Source organism: [Actinomadura] parvosata subsp. kistnae (assembly GCF_900323885.1).
Classification (GTDB): Bacteria; Actinomycetota; Actinomycetes; order Streptosporangiales; family Streptosporangiaceae; genus Nonomuraea; species Nonomuraea composti.
Genome location: NZ_OOHJ01000022.1, coordinates 1744736 through 1769416 on the forward strand (window position 1 = coordinate 1744736; position 24681 = coordinate 1769416).

General features: G+C 71.8%; 23 protein-coding genes and 1 pseudogene. 10 read left to right on the top strand and 14 right to left on the bottom strand.

What is annotated here, in order from left to right:
* Positions 1–5: 5 nt before the first annotated feature.
* A complete protein-coding gene (locus KIS93_RS50620; protein WP_080042396.1) occupies positions 6–809 on the bottom strand; it encodes an alpha/beta fold hydrolase in 804 nt (267 codons plus the stop codon).
* Between the two features lie 78 nt (positions 810–887).
* On the opposite strand from KIS93_RS50620, the gene KIS93_RS50625 reads away from it, so the two are divergent.
* Positions 888–1457 carry a TetR/AcrR family transcriptional regulator gene (locus KIS93_RS50625; protein ID WP_080042397.1) on the top strand — a complete coding sequence of 190 codons (570 nt, stop codon included), beginning with the start codon at positions 888–890 and terminating at the stop codon, positions 1455–1457.
* Between the two features lie 158 nt (positions 1458–1615).
* Here the strand turns inward: KIS93_RS50625 and KIS93_RS50630 are convergent, their stop codons facing one another.
* From KIS93_RS50630 to KIS93_RS50655, 6 genes and pseudogenes are all read right to left on the bottom strand, one after another.
* A complete protein-coding gene (locus KIS93_RS50630) occupies positions 1616–2557 on the bottom strand; it encodes a sigma-70 family RNA polymerase sigma factor (protein WP_080042398.1) in 942 nt (313 codons plus the stop codon).
* Positions 2558–2663: 106 nt separating this feature from the next.
* Positions 2664–3812, bottom strand: a complete 1149-nt coding sequence (gene hutI / locus KIS93_RS50635; RefSeq protein ID WP_080042399.1) for an imidazolonepropionase — start codon at positions 3810–3812, stop codon at positions 2664–2666.
* A complete protein-coding gene (locus KIS93_RS50640; RefSeq protein WP_080042400.1) occupies positions 3809–5134 on the bottom strand; it encodes a formimidoylglutamate deiminase in 1326 nt (441 codons plus the stop codon). The genes hutI and KIS93_RS50640 overlap by 4 nt, the downstream gene beginning before the upstream one ends.
* The gene (locus KIS93_RS68545; RefSeq protein ID WP_335673937.1) at positions 5125–5727 is read right to left on the bottom strand and encodes a M20/M25/M40 family metallo-hydrolase; all 603 of its coding nucleotides are present in this window, start codon (positions 5725–5727) and stop codon (positions 5125–5127) included. The genes KIS93_RS50640 and KIS93_RS68545 overlap by 10 nt, the downstream gene beginning before the upstream one ends.
* A pseudogene (locus tag KIS93_RS66565) lies at positions 5706–6590 on the bottom strand (allantoate amidohydrolase); the annotation flags it as partial. The pseudogene KIS93_RS66565 and the gene KIS93_RS68545, both read right to left, overlap by 22 nt.
* Before the next feature lie 33 nt (positions 6591–6623).
* Positions 6624–7310, bottom strand: a complete 687-nt coding sequence (locus KIS93_RS50655; RefSeq protein WP_080042402.1) for an SDR family oxidoreductase — start codon at positions 7308–7310, stop codon at positions 6624–6626.
* Between the two features lie 169 nt (positions 7311–7479).
* Between KIS93_RS50655 and KIS93_RS50660 the strand changes: the two genes are divergently transcribed.
* Entirely contained in the window at positions 7480–8433 is a 954-nt protein-coding gene (locus KIS93_RS50660) for an ATP-binding cassette domain-containing protein (protein WP_222107957.1), read from the top strand.
* 72 nt (positions 8434–8505) lie between these two features.
* A complete protein-coding gene (locus KIS93_RS50665; RefSeq protein WP_080042403.1) occupies positions 8506–9255 on the top strand; it encodes an ABC transporter permease in 750 nt (249 codons plus the stop codon).
* On the opposite strand, the gene KIS93_RS50670 is transcribed toward KIS93_RS50665, so the two are convergent.
* The 3 genes from KIS93_RS50670 to KIS93_RS50680 form a co-directional block, all read right to left on the bottom strand.
* Positions 9235–10080: a MurR/RpiR family transcriptional regulator gene (locus KIS93_RS50670; RefSeq protein WP_080042404.1), complete on the bottom strand. Its 846-nt coding sequence runs from the start codon at positions 10078–10080 to the stop codon at positions 9235–9237. The genes KIS93_RS50665 and KIS93_RS50670 overlap by 21 nt on opposite strands.
* Positions 10081–10126: 46 nt before the next feature.
* Positions 10127–11776 carry a urocanate hydratase gene (gene hutU / locus KIS93_RS50675; protein WP_080042405.1) on the bottom strand — a complete coding sequence of 550 codons (1650 nt, stop codon included), beginning with the start codon at positions 11774–11776 and terminating at the stop codon, positions 10127–10129.
* Positions 11777–11845: 69 nt separating this feature from the next.
* Positions 11846–13582: an ABC transporter ATP-binding protein gene (locus tag KIS93_RS50680; RefSeq protein ID WP_080042406.1), complete on the bottom strand. Its 1737-nt coding sequence runs from the start codon at positions 13580–13582 to the stop codon at positions 11846–11848.
* 204 nt (positions 13583–13786) lie between these two features.
* On the opposite strand from KIS93_RS50680, the gene KIS93_RS50685 reads away from it, so the two are divergent.
* The 4 genes from KIS93_RS50685 (at position 13787) to KIS93_RS50700 (ending at position 18517) form a co-directional block, all read left to right on the top strand.
* Positions 13787–15163 carry a DUF4331 domain-containing protein gene (locus tag KIS93_RS50685; protein WP_080042407.1) on the top strand — a complete coding sequence of 459 codons (1377 nt, stop codon included), beginning with the start codon at positions 13787–13789 and terminating at the stop codon, positions 15161–15163.
* A gap of 154 nt (positions 15164–15317) precedes the next feature.
* Positions 15318–16517 carry a tetratricopeptide repeat protein gene (locus tag KIS93_RS50690; RefSeq protein ID WP_080042408.1) on the top strand — a complete coding sequence of 400 codons (1200 nt, stop codon included), beginning with the start codon at positions 15318–15320 and terminating at the stop codon, positions 16515–16517.
* Positions 16514–17959, top strand: a complete 1446-nt coding sequence (locus KIS93_RS50695; RefSeq protein ID WP_155128452.1) for a nickel/cobalt transporter — start codon at positions 16514–16516, stop codon at positions 17957–17959. Before KIS93_RS50690 ends, KIS93_RS50695 begins: the two co-directional genes overlap by 4 nt.
* Positions 17960–18046: 87 nt before the next feature.
* Positions 18047–18517 (top strand): SRPBCC family protein, encoded by a 471-nt coding sequence (locus tag KIS93_RS50700; protein WP_080042409.1) that lies wholly within the window; start codon positions 18047–18049, stop codon positions 18515–18517.
* Here the strand turns inward: KIS93_RS50700 and KIS93_RS50705 are convergent.
* From KIS93_RS50705 to KIS93_RS50720, 4 genes are read right to left on the bottom strand one after another with little or no spacing between them, the layout of a single operon-like run.
* Positions 18514–19206: a nucleotidyl transferase AbiEii/AbiGii toxin family protein gene (locus KIS93_RS50705; protein WP_080042410.1), complete on the bottom strand. Its 693-nt coding sequence runs from the start codon at positions 19204–19206 to the stop codon at positions 18514–18516. The genes KIS93_RS50700 and KIS93_RS50705 overlap by 4 nt on opposite strands.
* Positions 19206–19526 (bottom strand): hypothetical protein, encoded by a 321-nt coding sequence (locus KIS93_RS50710; protein ID WP_080042411.1) that lies wholly within the window; start codon positions 19524–19526, stop codon positions 19206–19208. The genes KIS93_RS50705 and KIS93_RS50710 overlap by 1 nt, the downstream gene beginning before the upstream one ends.
* 3 nt (positions 19527–19529) lie before the next feature.
* The gene (locus KIS93_RS50715) at positions 19530–20282 is read right to left on the bottom strand and encodes a hypothetical protein (RefSeq protein WP_080042412.1); all 753 of its coding nucleotides are present in this window, start codon (positions 20280–20282) and stop codon (positions 19530–19532) included.
* A 45-nt stretch (positions 20283–20327) separates the two neighbouring features.
* Positions 20328–21032: a FadR/GntR family transcriptional regulator gene (locus KIS93_RS50720; RefSeq protein WP_080042413.1), complete on the bottom strand. Its 705-nt coding sequence runs from the start codon at positions 21030–21032 to the stop codon at positions 20328–20330.
* Between the two features lie 124 nt (positions 21033–21156).
* Here KIS93_RS50720 and KIS93_RS50725 point away from each other — a divergent pair, with 124 nt between their 5' ends.
* From KIS93_RS50725 to KIS93_RS50735, 3 genes are read left to right on the top strand one after another with little or no spacing between them, the layout of a single operon-like run.
* Complete coding sequence (locus KIS93_RS50725; protein WP_080042414.1) at positions 21157–22527, top strand: glutamine synthetase family protein; 1371 nt, start codon at positions 21157–21159, stop codon at positions 22525–22527.
* Positions 22528–22569: 42 nt separating this feature from the next.
* Positions 22570–23913 (top strand): aldehyde dehydrogenase family protein, encoded by a 1344-nt coding sequence (locus tag KIS93_RS50730; RefSeq protein WP_080042415.1) that lies wholly within the window; start codon positions 22570–22572, stop codon positions 23911–23913.
* A 2-nt stretch (positions 23914–23915) separates the two neighbouring features.
* Entirely contained in the window at positions 23916–24680 is a 765-nt protein-coding gene (locus KIS93_RS50735; protein WP_186404890.1) for a 3-oxoacyl-ACP reductase, read from the top strand.
* Position 24681 lies beyond the last annotated feature (1 nt).

A 24681-nucleotide genomic window follows, 5' to 3' on the forward strand; every position in this document is an offset into this window, starting at 1 on the left:
CGATCTTACGTGTGGGCCCAGAACCGCCGCAGGTGAGGCACCAGCTCGGCGGCCCGCTCCTCGGGGAAGAACAGCCGCCCGCCCTCGATCTCCACGATCTCCCTGACGCCCGGGATCGTGTCGCGCAGCCAGCGCGCCCAGCTCACGTCGAAGAACGGGTCGCCCGTGCCCCACACCAGCAGCGTCGGCACGGTGAGCACGGTGAGCTGCGGCTCGATGGCGATCATGTCCTTGGCGTCGATGCCGGCCAGCAGCCGCTCGAACGCCTGCCCGCCGCCCGGCTTGCTCAGGATCGGCCTGATGTAGGCGTCCACCACCGCCTTCGGGTCGTCGATGCGCTCGTAGCCTTCGCCGAGAGCGGTCTGGGCCAGCAGCTCGGGGTGGTCGAGCAGGACCTGGGTGAGGGCGGCCAGCTCTCCCTTGGCGGCCAGCTCGACGGTGGGCTTGAACGCCTCGGGCGGGGTGTTGGTGTGCACGTCGCAGTTGGTCAGGGTGAGCGTGCGCAGGCGTTCGCGGTGCCGTACGGCGAAGATCTGGCACACCGCGCCGCCGGTGTCGTTGCCGACGAGGTCGATCCCGGTGAGGCCGAGGTGCTCGCACAGCTCCTCGACGGCCTCGGCCAGCGCGGGCAGCGACAGGTCGTCGCGCGGGTCGCTGCCGCCGTGCAGCGGCAGGTCGATGGCGATGCAGCGGCGCTCGCCGCGCAGCTCGGCGATGACGTCGCGCCACAGGTGGGAGCCGGTGCCGACGCCGTGCACGAACAGGGCCGGCCGGCCCTGCCCCTCGTCCACGTAATTGATGCCGTCCATGGGTAATCCCCTCGTTTACAAACCGACTGTCGGTCTATGAAATTACCGACCGATAGTCGGTTTGTCTAGAGTGGGTCCATGAACCTCAAGGCGGAGCGCGGCGCGGCCACCCGCGACAAGGTCCTGGCCATCGCCACGCGGCTGTTCGCCGAGCGCGGCTACGACGACACCTCGATCGAGACGGTGCTGCAGGAGTCAGGGCTGAGCAGAGGAGCGCTCTACCACCACTACGCGGGCAAGGAGGCCCTGTTCGAGGCCGTGCTCGAAGCCACGGAGGCGGCCGTGGGCGCGAAGATCGTGCAGGCGGTGCGCGGCGCCGAGAGCCCCGAGGCGGCCCTGCGCATCGGCATCCGCACCTGGATCCGGCTCGCCGGCGACCCGGTCATCCAGCGCATCGTGCTCATCGACGCGCCCGCCGTGCTGGGCTGGGAGCGCTGGCGCGCCCTGGAGGAGCGCTACTCGTTCGGCATGCTGAAGGCCGCGCTCGACGCCACGAAGGCGGTGCCGGCCGCGTACGTGGACCTGCACGCGCACATGCTGCTGGCCGCGATCAACGAGAGCGCGCTGCTGGTGGCGCGGGGCGGCGACCACGCCACCGCGGAGGCCGCCGTCGAGGAGTTCCTGCGCCGCCTCCTCCGCACCGACTGAAACAAGCCGGCTCCTCCGCGCTGACGGAAACAAGCCGGCTCCTCCGGACCGACGGAAACAAGCCGGCTCCTTCGCGCCGACGGAAACAAGACGGGCCGCCGCCGACGTACCACCTCCCCAGGTGCGTCGGCGACGGCCCGTCCGTGAAGATCGGGACGTCAGGCGGCCGCGGTGGCCATCTTCCGCAGGCGGGCCAGCGCGTCACGCTCGATGCGGCGGGCCCGGTCGCGGCCGATGCCGTAGCGCTCCCCCACCTCGGTCAGCGTGTGCTCGCGCCCGTCCACCAGCCCGTAACGCCAGCGCAGCATCTCGCTGGTGGCGCCTTCGAGCCCGGTGAGCCACTGGTCGAGCCGCTCCCGCTCCAGGATGTCGATCGCCTGCTGCTCGGGATCGGCCCACGTCTCGTCGGCGATCATGTCGCCGAGCTCGGTCTCGTCCTCGTCGCCCACCCCGAGCTGGAGCGAGACCGGGTCGGAGGCCCAGCGCCGCAGCTCGCGCACCCGCTCGATCGGGAGGTCGAGGATCTCGGCGAGGTCGTCGTCGGTCGGCTCGGCGTCGAACTCGGCGAGCATGTCGCGCCGCACCCGCATCAGCCGGGTCATCTGCTCACCGGCGTGCGTGGGCAGCCGCACCGGACGGGCCTGCTCGTGGATGGCCCGCCCCACCGACTGCCTGATCCACCACGTGGCGTAGGTGGAGAACTTGTAGCCCCGGCGGTAGTCGAACTTCTCCACCGCACGAACAAGGCCCAGGTTTCCTTCCTGGACCAGGTCGATGAGCGGCATCCCCCGCCCCGAATATTTCCTGGCCACCGCCACCACGAGGCGCAGGTTGGCCTGAATGAACTCCTCCTTGGCCCGCTGGCCCGAGATGGCCAGGCGCTCCAGCTCCTCGTCGGCCGCGTCCCCGATGCGCGGCTCCGAGCCCCCGCTGTCGAGCAGCTGCTCGGCGAAGAGACCCGCCTCGATCCGCTTGGCGAGCTCCACCTCTTCCTCCGCCGTGAGCAGCGGGACCCGGCCGATCTCGGCCAGGTATGTCCCCAGCAGATCGCGATCAGCGACGTGCTGCTCCTGCGTGCGACTCCCCGTAGGCCTTGCCATCCCCAGGCACCTCGTTCCGCAGCTGCGTTCTATACCCGGCCAACGTCCGGCCAGAAGCAAAGATTCCCTCAACAACTACGCCTGCGGGATGGTTCTGGATGTCCTCCTAAAGGAGGAGACCGCCGTGAAACACCTGGTGAACGAGGGGAACGCCGGGCCGGTAGGCCAGGTGGACGTAGGAGGGGGCGTCGAGGACGACGAGGTCCGCGCGAGCTCCGCGCCGCAACCAGCCTACGTCCGTACGGCGCAGCGCGCGGGCCCCGCCGTACGTCGCCGCCCTGATCGCCTCCAGCGGCATCATCCGCATCTCGCGCACGGCCAGCGCCACGCAGAACGCCATGGACGAGGTGAACGAGGAGCCCGGGTTGCAGTCGGTGGCCAGCGCCACGGTCACGCCCGCGTCGATGAGCCGCCGCGCGTCCGGGTACGGCGAGCGGGTGGAGAACTCGGCGCCCGGCAGCAGCGTCGCCACCGTTCCCGACGAGGCGAGCGCGTCCACGTCGGCCGCGCTCAGGTGCGTGCAGTGGTCGGCGGAGGCGGCGCCCAGCTCGCACGCGATGCGCACGCCGGGGCCCTCACCGAGCTGGTTGGCGTGCACGCGCGCCCCCAGCCCGGCCTTCAGCCCGGCCGACAGGATCTCCCGCGTCTGGTCCCCGTCGAACGCGCCGCGCTCGCAGAACACGTCCACCCACTTCGCGTACGGGGCGCACGCCTCCAGCATCTCCCCGGCCACGAGCCGCACGTAGGAGTCGGCGTCGATGTCGGCGGGCACGACGTGCGCCCCCAGGAAGGTGGTCTCGTCGGTGAGCGTGGTGGCGATCTCCAGCGAGCGCCGCTCGTGCTCGACGGTCAGGCCGTAGCCGCTCTTGATCTCCACGGTGGTGGTGCCCTGCGCGCGCATCTCGCGTACCAGGGAGAAGGCGTGCGTGGCCAGCTCGGCCTCGCCGGCCGCGCGGGTGGCGGCGACCGTGGTCCTGATGCCGCCGCCGGTGTACGGCTCGCCGGACATGCGGGCCTCGAACTCCGCCGTCCGGTCGCCGGCGAAGATCAGATGGGCGTGGCTGTCGACGAAGCCCGGGATGACGGCCCGGCCGCCGGCGTCCACGCGCTCGTCGGCGGCCGGAGCCTCGGCGGCGGGGCCCGTCCAGGCGACGAGGCCGTCCTCGATGACGAGCGCGGCGTCAGCGATCTCCTCCCGCTCGGGGTCGCCGGTGTAGAGCAGCCCGATCCGGTCGATCAGCGTGGTGGTGGTCATCTCAGCTCCTCGATCGCCTTCTTCAGCAGGGCGGCGACGTCGCCCAGCACATGCCTGCCCTGCGCGACCACGCGCCGCCCGCCCGACACCACGGAGTGCACGTCGGCCGCCGAAGCCGCGTACACCACGGCCTCCAGCCCGGACGTGCCCGCCGTGCGGACGGAGTCGAGGCGTACCGACACCAGGTCCGCCCAGGCGCCGGGCACGAGCTGGCCCGCGCCCGGGAAGCCGAGCGAGGCGTGGCCCGTGCACGTGGCGGCGGCCAGCAGGTCGGCGGCCGACCAGTGGCCGCGCCTCCTGCTGGCCAGCCGCTCGTTCAGCTCCATGCCCCTGGCCTCCTCGAACAGGTCGATCACCGCGTGGCTGTCGGAGCCCAGCGTGATCTGCGCGCCCCGGTCGGCGGCGGCCCTGGCCGGGCCGATGCCGTCGGCGAGGTCGCGCTCGGTGGTGGGGCACATGCACAGGTATGTGCCCGACTGCCCGAGCAGCTCGACGTCCACGTCGGTCAGGTGGGTAGCGTGCACGGCGGTCGAGCGCGGCCCCAGCGCCCCGCGCTCGTGCAGGAGCTGCACCGGCGTGGCCGCGTACATCTCCACGCACGCCGTGTTCTCCGCCCGCTGCTCGGACACGTGCATGTGCAGCGGCGCCGCGTGCCGGTGGGAGAACTCCGCCACGACCGGCATCTGGTCGGGCGGGACCGCGCGTACGGAATGGATGGCGGCGCCGATCTCCACGTCGGGCTGCCCCTCGTAGGCCGCCGCCAGCAGCTCGGCGCGGGCCGCCCACCGCTCGGAGTCGCCGTCGCTGAAGCGCAGCTGCACCTCCGACAGGGGCACGCCGATGCCGCCCGACAGGTAACAGGTGTCGAGCAGCGCGATGCGCAGCCCCGCGGCGCGGGCCGCGCGGATCAGCGCGTGCCCCATCGCGTTGGGGTCGTCACGGTACGGGCGCCCGCCCTGGTCGTGGTGCAGGTAGTGGAACTCGCCCACGCACGTGACGCCCGCCAGCGCCATCTCGGCGTACACGGCCGTGGCCAGCCGCTCGTAGGAGTGCGGGTCGAGGCGGCCAGCGACCTCGTACATGCGCTCGCGCCAGGTCCAGAAGTCGCCCTCGCCGCGCTGGGTGTGGCCGCGCAGCGCGCGGTGGAAGGCGTGGGAGTGGGCGTTGGCCAGGCCGGGGATCGTCAGCCCCGGCAGGCGCTCGGCCGAGCCCGGCGGGCCCTGCTCGACACGGGTGATCCTGGTGCCGTCGATCTCGACGAGCACGTCGCCCGCGACCCCGTCGGGCAGCCAGGCCTGCTCGCACCAGTAGGTCAGCGACACAGCTCCTCCAGCACGTCCGCGAGTGCCACGACTCCCGCCTCGCAGTCTGCCCGTTCGGCGTGCTCATCGGGGGCGTGGGACACGCCGGTGGGGTTCCTGACGAACAACATCGCGCTCGGGACGCCTGCGGCGGCGAGGATCCCGGCGTCGTGCCCGGCGCCGGTCGGCAGGATCGGCGCGGGCGTGTCGCCCCCGGCCGCCCGGGCGACACGGTCCCTGAGCGCCGCCTCGAACGCGACGACCGGCGTCCACGACTCCTCCCGCACCACCACCCCACCGCTCCCCGCCGCCCGACCCCGCCCATCCGGATCACCGGCGCCCGCCCGTGCGGCGAGTGCCTGCGCGTCGCCCGCATCCGCCGCACGAGCGCGTGCCTGCGCATGGCCGCCAGCCGCCGCACCACCGGGTGCCGCCGCAATGTCCAGGCCCGCCGCCCGAGCGAGTGCCTGCGCAGGGCCTGCACCCCCCGCACGGGCGAGTGCCGCCGCGTCGGTCAGGCCCGCCGGACGGGCGTGTGCCGTCGCGTCGTCCGGGGTCGTCGGCGGGGTGAGGGCCGGCCAGGTGGCGCCGGCGGCTTCGGCGAGCTCGGCCACCAGGGCGCGCACGGCGTGCTCGTCGGGGCCGCGGGCGTCGAGCCAGGCCGAGGCCAGGCCGGGGATGGCGTTGGCGTTGCCGGGCGAGACGCGGACCTTGCCGACCGTGGCCACCACCCCGCGCCGCTCGGCCGCCTCCCGCGCCGCCAGCACCATGCGGGCCAGCGGCAGCATCGGGTCGTCGCGGTCGGCCAGCCTGGTGGTGCCCGCGTGGTCGGCCCGTCCACGGAAGTCGAACCGCCACCGCCCGTGCGGCCAGATCGCGCTCGCCACCCCCACCGGCCGCCCTCGCCGGCCAGCCCGCGGCCCTGCTCCACGTGCAGCTCGACGAACGTGCCGACGCAGGCCAGCGTCTCGTCGTCGCGCCCCAGCGCGTCGGGCCGGCGCCCGGCCCGCTTCAGCACGTCGGCGAGGGTGTCGCCGTCGTCGTCGGTGAGCGCGAGCGCCCGCTCGGGCGCGAGCACGCCGGTGAGCAGCCGCGACCCCACGCACGGCACGCCGAACCTGGCGCCCTCCTCGTCGCTGAAGCAGGCCACGCCCACGGGGACGGCCGGCGTCACGCTCCGCGCGCGCAGCAGGTCGAGCGCGGCGAAGGCGGACACAACGCCGAGCGGGCCGTCGTACGCGCCGCCCTGCCGTACGGAGTCGAGGTGGCTGCCGGTGACGACGCCGGGGCGCTGCGGCGACGGGGTGCCCCACCAGGCCCAGAGGTTGCCGTTGCGGTCCTCGCGCAGGTCGAGCCCGCGCCGCCGGGCCTCGCCCGCGAACCATTCGCGTAGTTCCAGGTCTGCTCGCGACCATGCGTCCCGTACGTAGCCGCCGGTTTCCGGATCTCGTCCCACGTGCGCGAGTTGCTCAAGCATGCAGCCAACTCTAGTGAATGGATCCATTCACTTTTAGTTGACCGGCCCTCCTCTGGGGCGCAGGGTCAGCTCGGTGAGGTGCGCGTCGGGCCCGGCCATGACGGCGGCCAGCACCGCCCTGGCCACGGTTTCCGGTTCGAGGTATTTCTCGGGCTCGAACGCGCCTCCCTCGAAGGCACGTACGCCGCGCTGCATGTCGGTGGCGATCCGGCCGGGGTAGACGGTGGTGACGCGGAGCGCGGGCTCCTCCAGCCGCAGCGCGTCGGCGAACGCCTTGAGCGCGAACTTGCTGGCCGCGTACGACGCCCAGACTGGGTTGGCCCGCTGCCCCGCGCCCGAGTTGACGCACACGACGTGGCCACCGGCCCGCCGCAGCGCGGGCAGCAGCAGCCGGGTCAGCTCGGCGACCGCGATGACGTTGACCTCCATCGTGCGCCGCCACACGTCGGCGCCCTGGTCGGCGATGCGGCCCAGCACGCTGATCCCGGCGCTGTGCACGAGGACGTCGAGCCGTTCGACGCCTTCGACGTCGGCCGCCGAGACCCGGGTCAGCTCCACCGGCCAGGGCCGGGAGCCGGGCAGCTCGGCGGCCAGCGCCGCGAGCGCGACCTCGTCCCGGCCGCCGAGCAGCACGTCGTGGGTGGGGGCCAGCGCCCTGGCGACGGCCGCGCCGACACCTCTGGAGGCGCCTGTGACCAGCGCCTTCGGTCGATCAGTCATAGGAGGAGCTTATTGATCGCGCCGCACCACCCGGAAAAACCCGCCGCACCGCCCAGAAAGCCCGCCGCACCACCCGAAAAAGCAGGAGATATCGGCCGGGTCGCGTGGCAGGATGGCCCGGCTCGACCGGCTGCACCGAAGGCGACCCCCCAGCGACCCAAGGAGCATGATGATCATCGAGGCGCAGGGCCTGCGCAAGACGTTCACCACCAGGAGCAGGAAAGGCACCCAGACCGTCGAGGCCGTGCGCGGCGTGGACCTCGAGGTGAAGAAGGGTGAGATCTTCGGGGTGCTCGGGCCGAACGGCGCGGGCAAGACCACCACGATCAGGATGTTGTCCACGCTGATCGCCCCCGACGCGGGCACGGCCACCGTCGCGGGCCACGACTTGCTGAAGGAGCCCGCCGGCGTGCGGCGCAACCTCGGCTACGTCAGCCAGGCCGGCGGGGTGGAGGACACGACCAGCGCGCGGGCGCAGATCATGATGGCGGCGAGGATCCACGCCGTCCCCGACCCGGGGCGGGCGACCGCCGAGGTGCTGGAGCGCTTCGACCTGACCGAGCTGGCCGACCGGCCCGGCCGTACGCTGTCGGGCGGGCAGAAGCGGCGCGTGGCCATCGCCATCGGGCTCGTGCACAACCCGCCGCTGCTCTTCCTCGACGAGCCCACCACCGGCCTCGACCCGCAGAACCGCGCCAACCTGTGGGAGCGCATCAGGCAGCTGCGCGAGGCGGGCACGAGCGTGCTGCTCAGCACCCACTACCTCGACGAGGCCGACGCCTTGTGCGACCGGCTGATGATCGTGGACCACGGCCTGGTCGTGGCCGAGGGCACCCCGTCCGACCTCAAGCGCGAGGTCTCGGGCGACGTGATCACGCTCAGGGTGGACGAGCCGGAGCGCGCGGCCGAGACGGTCGAGCCGCTGGCCCGCGAGACCCGCGTGGACGACGACCTGCTGCGCGTCTACGTGGACGACGGCGAGCACACGCTGCCCGTCCTGCTGCGCGCGCTGGAGGAGCGGGGGCTCGGCCTCAGCTCCATCGCCCTCGACCGCTCCACACTGGACGATGTCTTCCTGGCCAAGACCGGCCGCACCCTTCGCGACGCGGGAGCCGACGCATGACCCGCCACGCCCTTCGCACTACCGGAGGCGACGCATGACCCGCCACACCCTTCGCACTACCGGAGGCGACGCATGATCCGCCACACCCTCCTGTTCACCGGTTACGAGCTGCGCAAGTCGTTCAGCAACCCCGTCTGGCCGCTGTTCGGGATCATGCAGCCGGTGCTGTACCTGCTGATGTTCGCGCCGCTGCTGAAGACGATGACGCCGGGCGGCACGACGGTGGAGGCGCTGCGCATGTTCACGCCGGCGTCCATGATGATGATCGCCGTGTTCGGGTCGCTGTTCTCCGGCTTCGGCCTGATCGCCGAGCTGCGCAACGGCTCGCTGGAGCGCTACGCCGTCAGCCCCGCCTGGCGGCCGGCCATCGTGCTCGGCCGGGTGGCCAAGGACATGGTGGTGCTGGTCCTCCAGGCGGTGCTCGTGCTCGTCGTGGCCATCGCCATGGGCGTGCGGATCGGGGCCGTGGAGCTGGTGCTGGTGCTGCTGCTCATGGCCGCGACCGGGTTGTTCGCCTCGGGCCTGTCGCAGGGGCTGGCGCTGACCGTGCGGGACGAGAACGGCATGTCGCAGACGCTCAACCTGTTCATGCTGCCGATCATGCTGCTGGCCGGGCTGTTCGTGCCGATCTCGTTCGCGCCCGACTGGATGAAGCTGCTCGCGCCCGCCAACCCGCTCTACCACGCGGTCGAGGCGGGGCGGGCGCTGTTCGACGGGCGGCTGGGGGACGCGTCGATCCCGATCGCGTTCGGCGTGTTCGTCGTGCTGGCGGTGCTCACCACGATGTGGTCGATGCGCTCGCTAAGCAAGATCGCCGGGTAGGCCCCCGGGTAGGAACGTGCCGGTCTCCTCGGTCATCCGCTCGTACTCGTCGAGCCTGGCCTGGGTGCGCAGCGGCGCCGCGTCGGCCATGGCCTCCACCAGGGCCATGGCCAGCGCGAGCGGCGCCGCGTGCGAGTCGAACACGAGCCGGTCGCCCACGGGCGCGTCCAGCACGATCTCGGCGGGGAAGTCGGACTTGTCGGTGATGGCGGCCACCCTGAGGCCCAGCTTCTCGGCGTACTCCAGCCCGTGCAGCGCCTCGGCCGGGTAGCGCGGCAACACGACGGCCACCAGCCACTCGGCCCCGGCCCGCCGGGCCGCGTGCAGCCCGTCGACCAGCTCGGAGCCGCCGTGCGTGAGCAGCCGCACGTCGGGGTGGATGCGCCGGGCATAGTACGCGAACGTGGTGGCCAGCCCGCACGAGACGCGCAGCCCGAGCACCGGCAGCGGCTCGGTGGCGGCCAGCTGCTCGCCCAGCTCCTTGAGCGGGAACGCCGCCAGCCGCTCCCTGACCAGGGCGAGGTTGCGGATCTCGCAGTCGATCGCGCCGCGCAGCAGGTTCTCCTGCGGCGCCTCCACGCCACCGCCGAGCACCAGCGGCCGCAGCGCCTGGCGCAGCTCGGGGTAGCCGCCGAACCCCAGCACCATGGCGAACCTGGTCACGGAGGGCTGGCTGACGCCCGCCCGCTCGGCCAGCTCCACGCTGGACAGGAAGATGGCCTCATCCAGGTGCTCGGTGAGGTAGTGCGCGATCCTGCGTTGTACGGGCGACAGCCTCCGGCCATCCAGGAGCACGTCGAGCCCACCGTGATATCCGTCCGCCACGCCACCTCCAACGCCGCGTACCCGGCATTCTCATCCCGTTGCAGAGTCACGACTCCCGCATCGGAATACGTACACCCTTGTCGTCGGCGACGCGCGCCGCCTCCTCGTAGCCCGCGTCCACGTGCCGCATGACGCCGGTGCCGGGGTCGTTGGTGAGCACGCGGTTGAGCTTCTCGCGGGCCAGGGCCGTGCCGTCGGCCACCGTCACCTGGCCGGCGTGGATGGAACGGCCGATGCCGACGCCGCCGCCGTGGTGGATGGAGACCCAGGCGGCGCCGGAGGCGGTGTTGAGCATGGCGTTGAGCAGCGGCCAGTCGGCGATCGCGTCGGAGCCGTCGGCCATCGACTCGGTCTCGCGGTAGGGGGAGGCGACGGAGCCGCTGTCGAGGTGGTCGCGGCCGATCACGATCGGGGCCTGCAGCTCGCCGGAGGCGACCATGTCGTTGAAGCGCTCGCCGGCGACGTCGCGCTCGCCGTAGCCGAGCCAGCAGATGCGCGCCGGCAGGCCCTGGAAGTGCACCTTCTCCCCTGCCTTGGTGATCCACCTGGCCAGCGCCTCGTTCTCGGGGAACAGCTCCAGGATCGCCCGGTCGGTGGCGGCGATGTCGGCCGGGTCGCCGCTCAGCGCGGCCCACCGGAACGGGCCCTTGCCGGCGCAGAACAGCGGCCTGATGTAGGCGGGCACGAAGCCGGGGAAGTCGAAGGCGCGCGCGTAGCCGGCCAGCTTCGCCTCGCCCCTGATGGAGTTGCCGTAGTCGAACACCTCCGCCCCCGCGTCCTTGAAGCCGACCATGGCCTCAACGTGCCTGGCCATCGACGTGCGGGCGCGCTCGGTGAAGCCGGCCGGGTCCTTGTCGCGCTCGGCCGCCATGTCCTCGAAGGCGACGCCGAGCGGCAGGTACATCAGCGGGTCGTGGGCGGAGGTCTGGTCGGTGACGATGTCGATCTCGGCGCCGCGCGCCAGCAGGTCGGGCACGGCCTCGGCGGCGTTGCCGACCACGCCGATCGACAGCGGCCTGCGGGCGTCGCGGGCCTCGTACGCCAGCCGCAGCGCCTCGTCCAGCGAGGCCGCCTCGACGTCGAGGTAGCGGTGCTCGATGCGGCGGGCGACCGAGCGCGGGTCGCAGTCGACGCAGATGGCCACGCCGCCGTTCATGGTGATGGCCAGGGGCTGGGCGCCGCCCATGCCGCCGAGCCCGGCGGTGAGCGTGATCGTCCCGGCGAGCGTGCCGTTGAAGCGCTTGGCGGCCACGGCGGCGAACGTCTCGTAGGTGCCCTGGAGGATGCCCTGGGTGCCGATGTAGATCCAGGAGCCCGCGGTCATCTGCCCGTACATGGTGAGGCCGGCCGCCTCCAGCCGGCGGAACTCCTCCCACGTCGCCCAGTCGGGCACCAGGTTGGAGTTGGCGATGAGCACCCGGGGCGCCCACTCATGGGTGCGGAAGACGCCCACGGGGCGCCCCGACTGCACCAGCAGCGTCTCGTCGCCCTCCAGCGTGGTCAGCGTCCTGACCAGCGCGTCGAACGACGGCCAGTCGCGCGCCGCCCGGCCCGAGCCGCCGTAGACGACCAGCTGCTCGGGATGCTCGGCCACCTCGGGGTCCAGGTTGTTCTGGAGCATGCGCAGCGCGGCCTCCTGCGGCCAGCCCTTCGCGGTGATCGTGGTGCCTCGCGGGGCGCGGACGGTCCTGCTCATCGGTGGTCCTCTCCGTGAATGAACCCATTCACGGAGAGACTAACCCGGAATGCCGGCCGCGGGGGATGCTCAGCCGCTCACCAGGAACTGGGTGGCCGCCAGCTCCCGGTACAGCTCGTCGCCGCCCACCAGCTCGTCGTGCGTGCCCACGGCCCGCACGCCGCCGCCCTCCATGACCACGATCCGGTCGGCGCCCGTCACCGTGGACAGGCGGTGCGCGATGACCAGCACCGTCGTCTCCCGCGCGACCTCGGCGACGACCTCGCGCAGCCGCAGCTCGTTGACCGCGTCGAGCTGCGAGGTGGCCTCGTCGAGCAGCAGCAGCCTGGGCTTGCGCAGCAGCGCCCTGGCGATCGCCACGCGCTGCCGCTCGCCGCCCGACAGCAGCACGCCCCGGTGCCCGACCGGCGTCTCCAGCCCTTCGGGCAGCCGGGCCACGAGGTCGTCGAGCCGCGTCCGCGCGATCGCCGCGCGCAGCTCCTCCTCCGTGGCGTCCTTGGCGGCGAACAGCAGGTTCTCCCGCAGCGTGCCGGCCAGCACGGGCGCGTCCTGCTCGACGTAGCCGAGCGCGGCGCGCAGCTCGGCCAGCGGCCAGTCGCGGATGTCCCGCCCGTCCACCAGAATGGTGCCGGACTGGTGGTCGTAGAAGCGCTCCAGCAGCCCGAACACCGTGGACTTGCCCGCCCCCGACGGCCCCACCAGCGCGGTCAGGCCGCCCGGCGGCACCTCGAAGCTCACGCCGTCGTGCACCAGGGGCCGGTCGTCGCCGTACCGGAAGACGACGTCCTCGAAGCGCACGCCGGCCGGCCGCCCGTCGCGCGGCGCCGCGACGCTCACCGGCTCGGCCGGCAGCTCCTCGATCTCCTTGATCCGCTTCATCGCGGCCAGCCCCTGCTGGAGCTGCACCCCGCCCTGGACGAGCTGCCCGATCGGCGGCACCAGGTAGAACAGGTACAGCAGGAACGCGATCAGCGACGACACCTCCAGCGTGCCGGAGGCGACCCGCGCGCCGCCCACCGCCAGCACGGCCAGGAACGCGATCTGCACCGCCATCCACGTCGCCACCCCCGCGAGCGACGTCCAGCCGGCGACCTGCAGCCCGCGGTCGCGGGCGCGCGTCGCGGCCTCGGCGACCACGCCGATCTCCCGCTCCTCCGCGCCGCTGGCCTTGACCGTCCGGTACGCCTGCAGCGCCCGGTCCAGCACGGCCCCCATCTCGCCCACGGCCTCCTGGGCGTGCGACTGCGCCCGCTGGATGCGCGGCATGATGAGCGCGACCAGCCCGCCGATCAGCGCCACGATCAGCAGCGTGACCAGCAGCAGCACGCCGTCCATCGCCGCCATCATGACGATCGCGCCGACCAGCATGAACGCGGCGCTGACGGACTCCACGATGCCGTTGGTCAGCACGGCGCGCAGCAGCGTGGTGTCGCCGGTGACGCGGGAGAGCAGGTCGCCGGGCTTGAGCCGGTCGACGTCGGCGACCTTGAGCCGCAACATGCGGTCCACGAGCCGGCGCCGGGCGCCGAGCACGATGCCCTCGCCCGTGCGCTCCATCAGGTAGCTTCCCCCGGCCGAGACCACCGCGCCGACCAGCACCGCCACGGTCAGCCAGATCAGCGGCCCGGCCATCGAGCCGCCCTGGCCGAAGGCGTCCACCACGTACTTGGCCAGCAACGGCATCGACAGGCCCGCCGCGGAGCCGATGAGGCTCAGTAACCCGCCCAGGACCAGGATCTTCCGGTAGGGGCGGACGTAGGCGAGCAACTCCTTGACCACCGCATCCCCTTTCACGATATTGCTCAACTTCTCCTCAACGAACGGGACGCCCCGATCGGCACCCGCATGCCAGGGTCAACCTAAATTGACGACCAAAGTATGTCAACTTTGGTTGACCCTCCTTCTTGAGGAGGAGACCGACATCCGGCGGCGGCCCACGGACGAATAGGGCGTCGAGGAACCCGGCCGGAACCTCGAACGTCACGATCAGCCCTTCCGAAAGGACCGAACATGGAGCTCCGGATCAACCGGCGCGCTCTGGTCGGACTCGGTCTCGCCGTAGCGGTCGCCGCCTCGTCGATGGCCGTGCTCCGCACTGATTCCGGTGTCGCTTCCTCACACCGCGAGGCCCCCGCCATCTCCAACGACCCGCAGCACGACAACACCGACGTGTACGCGTTCGTCAGCCCCGACAAGCCCGACAGCGTGACCTTGATCTCCAACTGGATCCCGTTCGAGGAGCCCAACGGCGGCCCGAACTTCTACCCGTTCGCCGTGAAGTCGCGGCACAACATAAAGATCGACAACGACGGTGACGGCAAGACCGACATCACGTACGAGTGGACGTTCCGCAACGAGGACAAGCGCGGCAACGACACGTTCCTCTACAACAACGGCCCCGTCACCTCGCTCAACGACGAGAACCTGCTCTTCCGCCAGCGCTATACGCTCAAGCGGATCACCCCCGGCGGCTCCAAGACCCTGGTCAGCGACGGCATCGTCGCCCCCAGCAACGTCGGCGCCGCCTCCATGCCCAGCTACGCGACCCTGCGCAACCAGGCCATCAAGAGTCTGCCGGGCGGCGGCAAGACCTACGCGGGCCAGTCGGACGAGGCCTTCTTCCTCGACCTGCGGGCCTTCGACCTGCTCTACGGCGGCGACCTGTCCGAAGTCGGCCAGGACACGCTGAAGGGCTACAACGTCAACACCGTGGCCCTCCAGGTGCCCCAGGCCGACCTCGCGCTCAAGGGCGACCCCAAGCGCAACCCTGTCATCGGCGTCTGCTCCACCACCGACAAGTTCAACGGCAGCTCGTACGTGCAGGTCTCCCGCCTGTGCAACCCGCTGGTGAACGAGCTGGTGGCGGCCGCCGGCATGAAGGACGCCTACAACGCCCTCGACCCGTCGCAGGACGCGGACGTGAAGGCACTGGTCAACCGGGTCACCAACCCCGAGCTGGCCAGGCTCCTCGAGACCTTCTACGGCATCAAGGCGCCCGCGACCCCGCGCAACGACCTGGTGCAGATCTTCCTGACCGGCCTCGCCAAGAACAACGGCCCCATCAAGGCCGACCTCAACGCGCAGTCGCTCAACAAGGACGCCGGCAAGCAGCGCGGCTCCGAGCAGCTGCGGCTGAACATGTCGATCCCGGTCACCAAGGACCCGAACCGGCTCGGCGTCCTCGGCGGCGACCTCCAGGGCTTCCCGAACGGCCGCCGGCTCTCCGACGACGTCGTGGACATCGAGCTGCAGGCCGTGGCCGGCGCCGCCCAGAGCGGCAAGCTCATCCCCGGCCTGACCGACAAGGTGGACGCGAACGACAAGCCCTTCGACAAGACGTTCCCGTACATCCCGCTGCCCAGCAACGTGGCCGTCAACCAGCGATGACCCTTGACCGGCCGGTTCCCTCTCTCCAAGCCGGCCGGTCCTCCCCCGGCGGCAGACCACCCGTCTCCCATCGTCTGCCGCCACACCAGGGCCGGCCGGCCGTGCTCCCCGTCACGGCCGGCCGGCCCCACTCCCAGCTCTGGAGCCTGTGCCCATGCGCGCGTTCGCGATCTTCGCCGGCATCGCCCTCGTCGGGGCGGCACTCTTCACGATCGTCTCCTTCACCTCCGCACCCGCGACCCCGCCGGCGGCCGGGCAGCCGCACCGCGAGACGCTCCAGGAGCGGCTCAGGCGCCTGCCCGGCGACTACCGCGCCTGGGCCGAGCTCGGCCTCCAGTACGTCGACCAGGCCCGCGTCACCGGCGACCCCGCCTACTACACCAAGGCCGAAGGCGCGCTGGCCACCGCCGCCAAGCTCAACGGCCGCGACGACACCGTCCTGACCGGCCAGGCCGCGCTGGCCGCCGGCCGCCACGACTTCGCCGACGCCGTCCGCCTGGCGCGGCGCGCCATCGACGCCAACCCGTACGGGGCCCCCGCCTACGGCATCCTCGCCGACGCCAGAACGCAGCTCGGCGACCTCAAGGGCGCCAAGGAGGCCGTGGACCGGATGCTGGGCCTGCGCCCCGGCGTGGCCGCCTTCGCCCGCGCCTCCTACGCGGCCGAGCTGCGCGGCGACCGGGACGAAGCGCGTAAGTACCTCGAATACGCCCACGCCGACGCCTGGTCGCCGGCCGACCTCGCCTACAGCCGCTACTACCTGGGCGAGCTGGCTTTGCACGCCGGCGACCTGAAGACCGCCTCCGACTGGTACGCCAAGGCCCTGCGCGCCTACCCCGCCTACACGCCCGCCCTCGCCGGCCAGGCCAGGGCCGCCGCGCTCGCCGGCCGCCTCACCGAGGCCCTCGACCTGTACGACACCGTCGTCCAGCGGCTCCCCCTGCCCCAGTACCTCATCGAGCAGGGCGAGACCCGCATCAAGGCCGGGCGGCGGGCCGACTGGACGCTGCTCGAAGTCCAGCGCAAGCTCTTCCAGGCCGCCGGCGTGCGCGACGACCTGACGTGGGCCGAGTTCCTCGCCGACCACGGCGACCCCGCGCAGGCCGTCGTGCACGCCAGGGCCGAGTACGCCCGCAACCCCAACCTCGTCGCCGCCGACGCCCTCGCGTGGGCGCTGTTCAAGGCGGGCAAGCCCGCCCAGGCCCTCCGGTACGCCAAGCAGGCCACCGCCACCGGCTGGCAGAACCCGCTCATCACCTACCACCGCGCCAGGATCGAGCGGGCCCTCGGCCGCTCCGCTCGCGTGGACCCCGACTTCGACCCGACGCTGCCGGCCCTGGCGAGGTTCTCATGAGACTGCTCCCCCTCATCCTGCTCCTCACGCTGGGCACGACGGTCCTGCTCACGGGCCCCGCCCAGGCAGAGACCGCGGTGCACCCGCTGGGGCGCTTCACCGTCAACCACTACAACGGCCTGCGCGTCTCTCCCGGCCGGATCACCAACCACGCCGTCGAGGACCTGGCCGAGCTGCCCACCCTCCAGGCCAAGGCGCAGGTGGACGCCGGCTACGCGGCCCGCCGCTGCGCCGCCCTGGCGCGGGCCCAGCGGCTGGAGGTGTCCGGCCGGGTGGTGCCGTGGCGCGTGCGCACCGCCGCCTTCGCCTACGCCTCCGGCGAGGGGGGCCTGCGGACCAGCCGCCTGTCCTGCGAGCTCGTGGCGGAAGTTCGCGCCTCGGGGGCCGTGAGGTTCACCGACGGGTTCGACCAGGACAGGATCGGCTGGCGGGAGATCACCGCGACCGGCGACGGCGTGCGCCTGACCGGCTCCTCGGTGCCCGCGACGAGCGTCAGCCAGGAGCTGCGCGCCTACCCGCAGGACCTGCTGGCGGACCCGCTCGACCAGCGCGCGGCCACCTTCACGGCCGCCGGGCCCGCCCTGGGCACCCCTTCCACGACAGGCCCGCCCGCTGGGGGAAGCGGGCTCGGGATCGAGGTCGGCGGCCCCGTCGGCGAGGCGCTGTCCGCCCTGGACCGCACGTTCACGGGCCTCATCGGCTCGGACGCGCTGACGCTCCCGCTCGGGCTGCTGGCGGTGGGGCTGGCCGTGGTGCTCGGGGCCGGGCACGCGCTCATCCCCGGGCACGGCAAGACCATCATGGCGGCGTACCTGGCGGGCCGCCGCGGCCGCCCGCGCGACGCCCTGGTGGTGGGCGCGACGGTGACGGCCACGCACACGGCGGGGGTGCTGGTGGTGGGGCTGCTGCTGACGGCGTTCACGGCGCTGGCCGGGGAGTCGGTGCTGGCCTGGCTGGGGGTGGCCAGCGGCGTCCTGATCGCCGCCATCGGCCTGCGCCTCCTCCTCAACCTCCGCCGCCCCTCCCCCCAAGGCCACGGTCACGGTCATGGGCACGGGCACGGGCATGGCCACGGTCACGCGCCCGGCTACGGCCACGGGCATGAGAACGCCGCCCCCGCCCAACGAGCCGGCCTGATCGGCCTCGGGATCGCGGGCGGCCTCGTCCCCAGCCCCTCGGCCCTCATCGTCCTGCTGGGCGCGATCGCCCTCGGCCGCACGTGGTTCGGCGTGGCGCTGGTGACCGCGTACGGGATCGGCATGGCCGCCACCCTCACCGTCACGGGCCTGCTCCTGGTCAAGCTCGTGGACCGCCTGGAGCGCCGCGCCTCGACCGGCCGCCGCCTGGCCGCCCGCCTCTCGGGCCTGGCCCCGCTGGGAACGGCCGCCATGGTCGTCCTCCTGGGCGCGGGCCTGGCCCTCCGCTCGGTGGCCGCCCTCTGACCCGCCCGACCGATGCCTTCCGCTCCCCTGCCTGGTCCATATGCCTGAGAGGACCCCGATACAGAACGGCAAGGGAGCACGCCCACCATGAGCCAGGACACCATGAACGCCACTTTGACCGTCGCCGCGCCCGCCGCGAAGCTGTTCGCGGCACTGGCGGACCCGGCCACGCACGCCTCGATCGACGGCACCGGCTGGGTGCGGGAGCCCGTCGACCGGGCGCCGCTGACCGAGGCGGGGCAGGTCTTCCGGATGAACATGCACCACGCCAACCACCCCGACGGCGACTACCGGACCGCCAACCAGATCCAGGTCTTCGAGCCGCCGCACACCATCGGCTGGCGGACGGGGACGGAGGGCGACGACGGCGAGCTGCGATTCGGCGGCTGGTGGTGGCGGTATGACCTCGTGCCGCTGGACGAGTCGAAGACGGAGGTGACGCTCACCTACGACTGGTCGGCGGTGCCGCAGCCGATCAGGCAGCGCATCCAGTTCCCGCCGTTCGGCCCTGAGCACCTGATCGATTCGCTGCGGCACCTGGCCGACCTGGTCTCCTAGTCGATCTCGGGCACGTCGTCGCCGTCGTAGTCGACGTCACCGTCGTCTGCCCGCCGCAGCTTGATGTCGTCTATCCAGCCCTGCGTGAACCTGCGGATCTCCTTGATCTGCTCCTCGCGCACGCCGTAGGCCTCGAAGTTCTCGTCCGGCATGAGGTCGACGAACTCCAGCCGGGAGAGCAGCTCGTGCACGGAGAAGTACTCGTGGTGCATGGCGGCGAGTTGTTCGAGCGCTCTGTAGGAGTAGTGCGGGGAGACGGCGGCGATGTCGATGATGTCGCGCGCGAGGCTGCGCTCGTGCACGGCGCGCATCTTCAGCCCGACGGCGTCGTCGAGGCCGAGCACCTTCAGCGTTCCGCAGGTGATGGGCCGCTGCTGGAGCGCCTCGCGCAGGAGGTCGAACTCGCAGGTTTCGCCGGTCGCGAGGTCGCGCACCATCAACCTGCCCATCCGGGGCGTGACCTCGATGACCGACGCGTCTAACCCGGCATTTTGGAACGCTCCAATAACGCCCTGGGCGACGTCGGGCAGCGGCATGTCCATGGCGGTGGCGAAGTCGAGATCATTGCTCGGCCGGTCGGTGAAGCCATGCGCTTTGATGGCGTACCCGCCGGCGAGCACCAAGCCGTAGGAGTCGCAGACGGGCAGCACGGCGTGCAGCAGCCGCTCTTGGAAGGGCGGGAACTCCATCAGGCGGCGGTCTCCCGAAGGGGCAGCTTCTTCTCCCACGCGTGCCGGTAGCCCGGCCCGAGCCCTCGGCGTAGCGTCGGCCAGTCGGAGACGAGATGGTCGGGGTTCAGGTAGGCCTCGTAGTCCACGCGACGCCCCGCGGTGATGACCGTGCGGTACATCTCCATCCGGACCATCGGCTTGGCGAGGTCGAACTCGGTGAACCCCGACCAGGCCAGATGGGGCGGCAGGGCCACGACGCCCTCGGCCGGACCGTGAAGATCACCCAACGATTCGGGGACCTTCTCGTCCAGCCCCTCGTACCACGACGGAAGTGCCATGACTCAAGTATGCCGACGACCGCGCCGAGTGGAAGGCAGATCATGACGCCCGGAGAGAAACTCCTGGAAGGCGATCTTCGCCTTGATCACCGGCCGCCGCCACCGCTCCTCGCGGTGGATCGCCTTGGCCATCTTGCGGGGCGACTGCTTGGCGAAGAACCAGTGCGCCCAGGGCGATCCGGGCCGGGCCAGGCGGATGGCGCCCACCAGCAGCATCGGCGGGACGAACAGCCCGGCCATCCCCGTCCAGATCTTGCCTTTGAGCAGGGTGACGACGGCCAGTGCCAGGTTGGCGACGATGAGCGCGGCGGGGTTGACGGGGGTGCCGTAGTTCCAGGTGAGCGGGCGCAGGCCGATGAGGAGCAGGCCGGTGACGGCGACGGCGATGAAGACGGCGTCGACGGAGGTGCGGCCCTCCTCCTCCCAGTACACGTCGTGCAGGTGCAGGATGAGCGCGAACTCGTCGAGGACGAGGGCGGAGCCGACGCCGAAGACGGAGGCGGCGACGGCGGTGCCGACCTGGGAGCCGGGCGAGACGATGAGCGTCACGCCGCCGACTAACATCAGCACGACGCCGAAGACGACGTGGTGGATGTGCATCTCGCCCACGTTGACGTTGCGGAACCAGCCGACCTTCGCCCTGATGAGGCGGACGTTGATGCGGGTGGCGATGAAGGCGGCGATGAGCATGACGAAGTAGCAGAACAGCGGGAGCCGTCCCGTGGCGACGATGCTTTGCTGGAACCAGTTGCCCATGACCCTGGTTTCGATGGTACGAGCCGCGCGGACGTACCCGGCCTCTCAGGACAGGAAGCCACGTAAGAGGGCGGCGGTGCCCTCCAGGTGTTCGGCGACCGCCCGCCGGGCGGCCTCGGGGTCGCCGGCGAGGATGGCGTCGACGATGGCGCGGTGCTGGACGGCGGCGTGGTCGAGGTTGACCTGCAGCATGGGGATGGCGTTGAGCAGGTCGCTGACGCGGGAGCGGGCGTCGGCGCAGGTGGTGGCGAGCAGGGTGGAGCCGGTGAGCTCGGCGATGGACAGGTGGAAGGCGGTGTCGAGGCGGCGGTAGTCGTCGAGGCCGGCCTGGTTGAGCTCGGCGAGCCTGCGGGTGAGCACGTCCCGCTTGTCGTCGGGGAGGCCGGCGGAGGCGAGCACCTGGGCGGCGCCGCACTCGACGGCGAGCCGGAAGGTCAGGGCGTCCGACAGCTCGGCCGTGCCCATCTTGTTGACGGCCTGGCGCAGGTCGCCGGCGTCGGGGGTGGGCGGGACGTAGGTGACGAACGCGCCGCCGTAGCGGCCGCGCCGCACGTCGAGGTAGCCCGCCTCCGACAGGGCGCGGATGGCCTCGCGCAGCGTCACGCGGCTGATGCCGAGCTGGACGGCGAGCTCGCGCTCGGGGGGCAGCTTGTGCCCGGGCGGGACGACGCCCAGCTTGATGGCCTGGAGCAGCCGTTCCACGGTCTCCTCGAAGGCGTTGCCGGCCCTGACCGGGCGCAGCACCGTCATCAAACGCGCCGACTCGTCCAAGGTGTCCTCAGGTCTTGACAAGCGATCCCGCCATGCTGATCAATGGTCTGAGACTAGCCCAATTAACGGGAAAGCGCTTCAGTCCAGATCGGAGCTGCGCAGCGTGGACGATCGAGCGAGCACCGGGTTCCTGTCCGTCGCCGAGCTGCGCGACGAGGTGGCGGCGGGCCGCATCGACACCGTGCTCCTGGCGATCGCCGACATGCAGGGCCGGTTGCAGGGCAAGCGGCTGTCGGCGCGGTACTTCCTCGACGAGGTGCTGCACCACGGCTCCGAGGGCTGCAACTACCTGCTCGCGGTCGACGTCGACATGAACACCGTCCAGGGTTACGAGATGTCGTCCTGGGATCGCGGGTACGGCGACTTCGTGATGAAGCCCGATCTCGGCACGCTGCGCCGGGTGCCCTGGCACGAGGGCACCGCGCTGCTGATGGCCGACCTGGCGTGGGAGGGCGGCGGCGAGGTGACCGCGTCCCCGCGCCAGATCCTGCGCAGGCAGCTCGCCCGCCTGGCCGACCGGGGGCTGGCCGCGTACGTCGGCACGGAGCTGGAGTTCGTGGTCTACGACGACAGTTACGAGGACGCGTGGCGGCGCGCGTACCGCGACCTGACGCCCGCGAACCTCTACAACGTCGACTACTCCCTGCTCGGCACGGCCCGCGTCGAGCCGCTGCTGCGGCGGGTGCGGCGCGAGATGGAGGGGGCGGGCCTGTACGTGGAGTCCGCCAAGGGCGAGTGCAACCTGGGCCAGCACGAGATCGCCTTCCGCTACGACGAGGCGCTGCGCACCTGCGACAACCACGTCATCTACAAGACCGGCGCGAAGGAGATCGCCGCCCAGGAGGGCCGGTCGATCACGTTCATGGCCAAGCCGAACCAGCGTGAGGGCAACTCCTGCCACATTCACATCTCGCTGCGCAGCGTGGAGGGGGACCTGGTGATGGCGGGCGACGGCCCGTTCGGGTTGTCGCCGCTGGGGGCGCGCTTCGTCGCGGGCCAGCTCGCGTGCCTGCGGGAGCTGACCCTCCTGTACGCCCCCAACATCAACTCCTACAAGCGGTACGTGCCCGGCAGTTTCGCCCCCACGGCCGTCAAGTGGGGCGTGGACAACCGGACGTGCGCGCTGCGGCTGGTGGGCCATGGCAGCTCGCTGCGGGTGGAGAACCGGGTGCCGGGCGGCGACGTGAACCCGTACCTGGCGGTGTCGGCGCTGGTCGCGGCCGGTCTGTACGGCATCGACGCGGAGCTGCCGCTGGAGGACCCGTACGAGGGCAACGCCTACGACTCGGGCGCCGAGACCGTGCCGCACACGCTGCGTGACGCGCTGGCGCTGTTCGAGGGGTCGAAGCTGGCCAGGGAGGCGTTCGGCGACGACGTCGTGGCGCACTACGCGAACAACGCGCGGGTGGAGCTGGCCGCTTTCGACGCGGCGGTGACGGATTGGGAGCTGTTCCGTGGTTTCGAGCGGATGTGACGGGAGCTGCTCCGTGGTTTCGAGCGGATGTGACGGGAACGCATGAAGATCGTCAACCCGGCGACGGAGGAAGTGATCGCCGACGTCGAGCTCGCCGACGCGACCGAGGTCGATCGGGCCGTGGAGCGTGCCAGGAGGGCGCAGGCGGCCTGGCGGGAGGTGGCGCCGGGCGAACGGGCGCGGCTGCTGCGCAGGTTCGCCGATCTGGTGGACGAGCACGGCGAGGAGCTGGCGCGCCTGGAGCTGGCCAACGCCGGGCACACCATCGGCAACGCCCGGTGGGAGGCCGGCAACGTCCGCGACGTGCTGCACTTCTACGCGGGCGCGCCCGAGCGCAACCACGGCAAGCAGATCCCGGTGCCCGGCGGCGTGGACGTCACCTTCCAGGAGCCGCTGGGCGTGGTGGGGATCATCGTGCCGTGGAACTTCCCCATGGTGATCATGATGTGGGGCGTGGCTCCGGCCCTGGCGGCGGGTAACACGGTGATCGTGAAGCCGGCCGAGTGGACTCCGCTGACCGCGCTGAGGCTGGCAGAGCTGGCCCTGGCGGCGGGCCTCCCCGAGGGGGTGCTCCAGGTTCTGCCTGGGGTAGGGGAGGTCGCGGGAGCCCGCCTGGTGGAGCATCCCGGCGTCGCCAAGATCGTGTTCACCGGCTCGACCGAGGTGGGCAAGGAGATCGCCGCGAAGGCGGGGCGTCAGGTGAAGCGGCTGACGCTGGAGCTGGGCGGCAAGTCCGCAAATATCGTTTTCGCCGACGCGGATCTCGAAAAAGCGGCCAAAACCGCGCCTTATGCGGTGTTCGACAACGCCGGGCAAGACTGCTGCGCTCGCTCCAGGATCCTCGTCCAGTCCAGCGTGTACGACGCGTTCATGGAGCGCCTGGCCGAGGCCGTCCGCGGCGTCAAGGTCGGCGACCCCCTCGACGAGGCCACCGAGATGGGCCCCCTGATCAGTGCCGAGCACCTCGAACGCGTCCGCGGCTTCGTCGACGGCGCCCCCCACCTCCAGGGCTCCTGCCCCGAGGGCAAGGGCTACTGGTTCCCGCCGACCGTCCTGACCCCCGAGGTCACCGACCGCGCGTTCACCGAGGAGATCTTCGGGCCGGTCGTGTCGGTGGTCAGGTTCGAGGACGAAGCGCAGGCCGTACGGATCGCCAACGACACCCCGTACGGGCTGAGCGGCTCCATCTGGACCCGCGACGTCGGCCGGGCGCTGCGCGTGGCCAGGGCCGTCGAGTCGGGAGCCCTGTCGGTCAACTCCCACTCCTCGGTCCGCTACTGGACCCCGTTCGGCGGCTTCAAGCAGTCCGGCCTCGGCAGGGAGCTCGGCCCTGACGCGCTCGCGGCGTTCACCGAGACCAAGAACGTCTTCATCTCCTGGGAGTGACAGTGCAGCGGTTGCAGGATCGGGTGGCGGTCATCACCGGCGCCGGCAGCGGGATCGGGCTGGCCACGGCCCGCCGCTTCGCCGACGAGGGCGCCAGGGTGGTCTGCGCGGACATCGACGAGGAGGCGGGCGTCAAGGCCGCGGCCGAGGTGGGCGGCCTGTTCGTCAAGGCCGACGTCACCAGCGAGGACGACGTCGTGCGCATGTTCGCGACGGCGCACGACACCTACGGCAGCGTGGACATCGCCTTCAACAACGCCGGCATCTCGCCGCCCGACGACGACTCGATCCTGGAGACCGGCCTCGACGCCTGGCGCCGTGTCCAGGAGGTGAACCTGACCAGCGTCTACCTGTGCTGCAAGCACGCCATCCCGTACATGCGCCGGCAGGGCAAGGGCTCGATCATCAACACCGCGTCGTTCGTGGCCGTCATGGGCTCGGCGACCTCGCAGATCTCCTACACCGCCTCCAAGGGCGGGGTGCTGGCGATGTCGCGGGAGCTGGGCGTGCAGTTCGCCAGGGAGGGCATCCGGGTCAACGCCCTGTGCCCGGGCCCGGTGAACACGCCGCTGCTGCAGGAGCTGTTCGCCAAGGACCCCGAGCGGGCGCAGCGGCGGCTGGTGCACGTTCCGGTGGGCCGCTTCGCCGAGGCGTCGGAGATCGCGGCCGCGGTGGCGTTCCTGGCCAGCGACGACGCCTCGTTCATCACGGCCAGCGAGTTCCTGGTGGACGGCGGCATCTCCGGTGCCTACGTCACGCCGCTCTAGG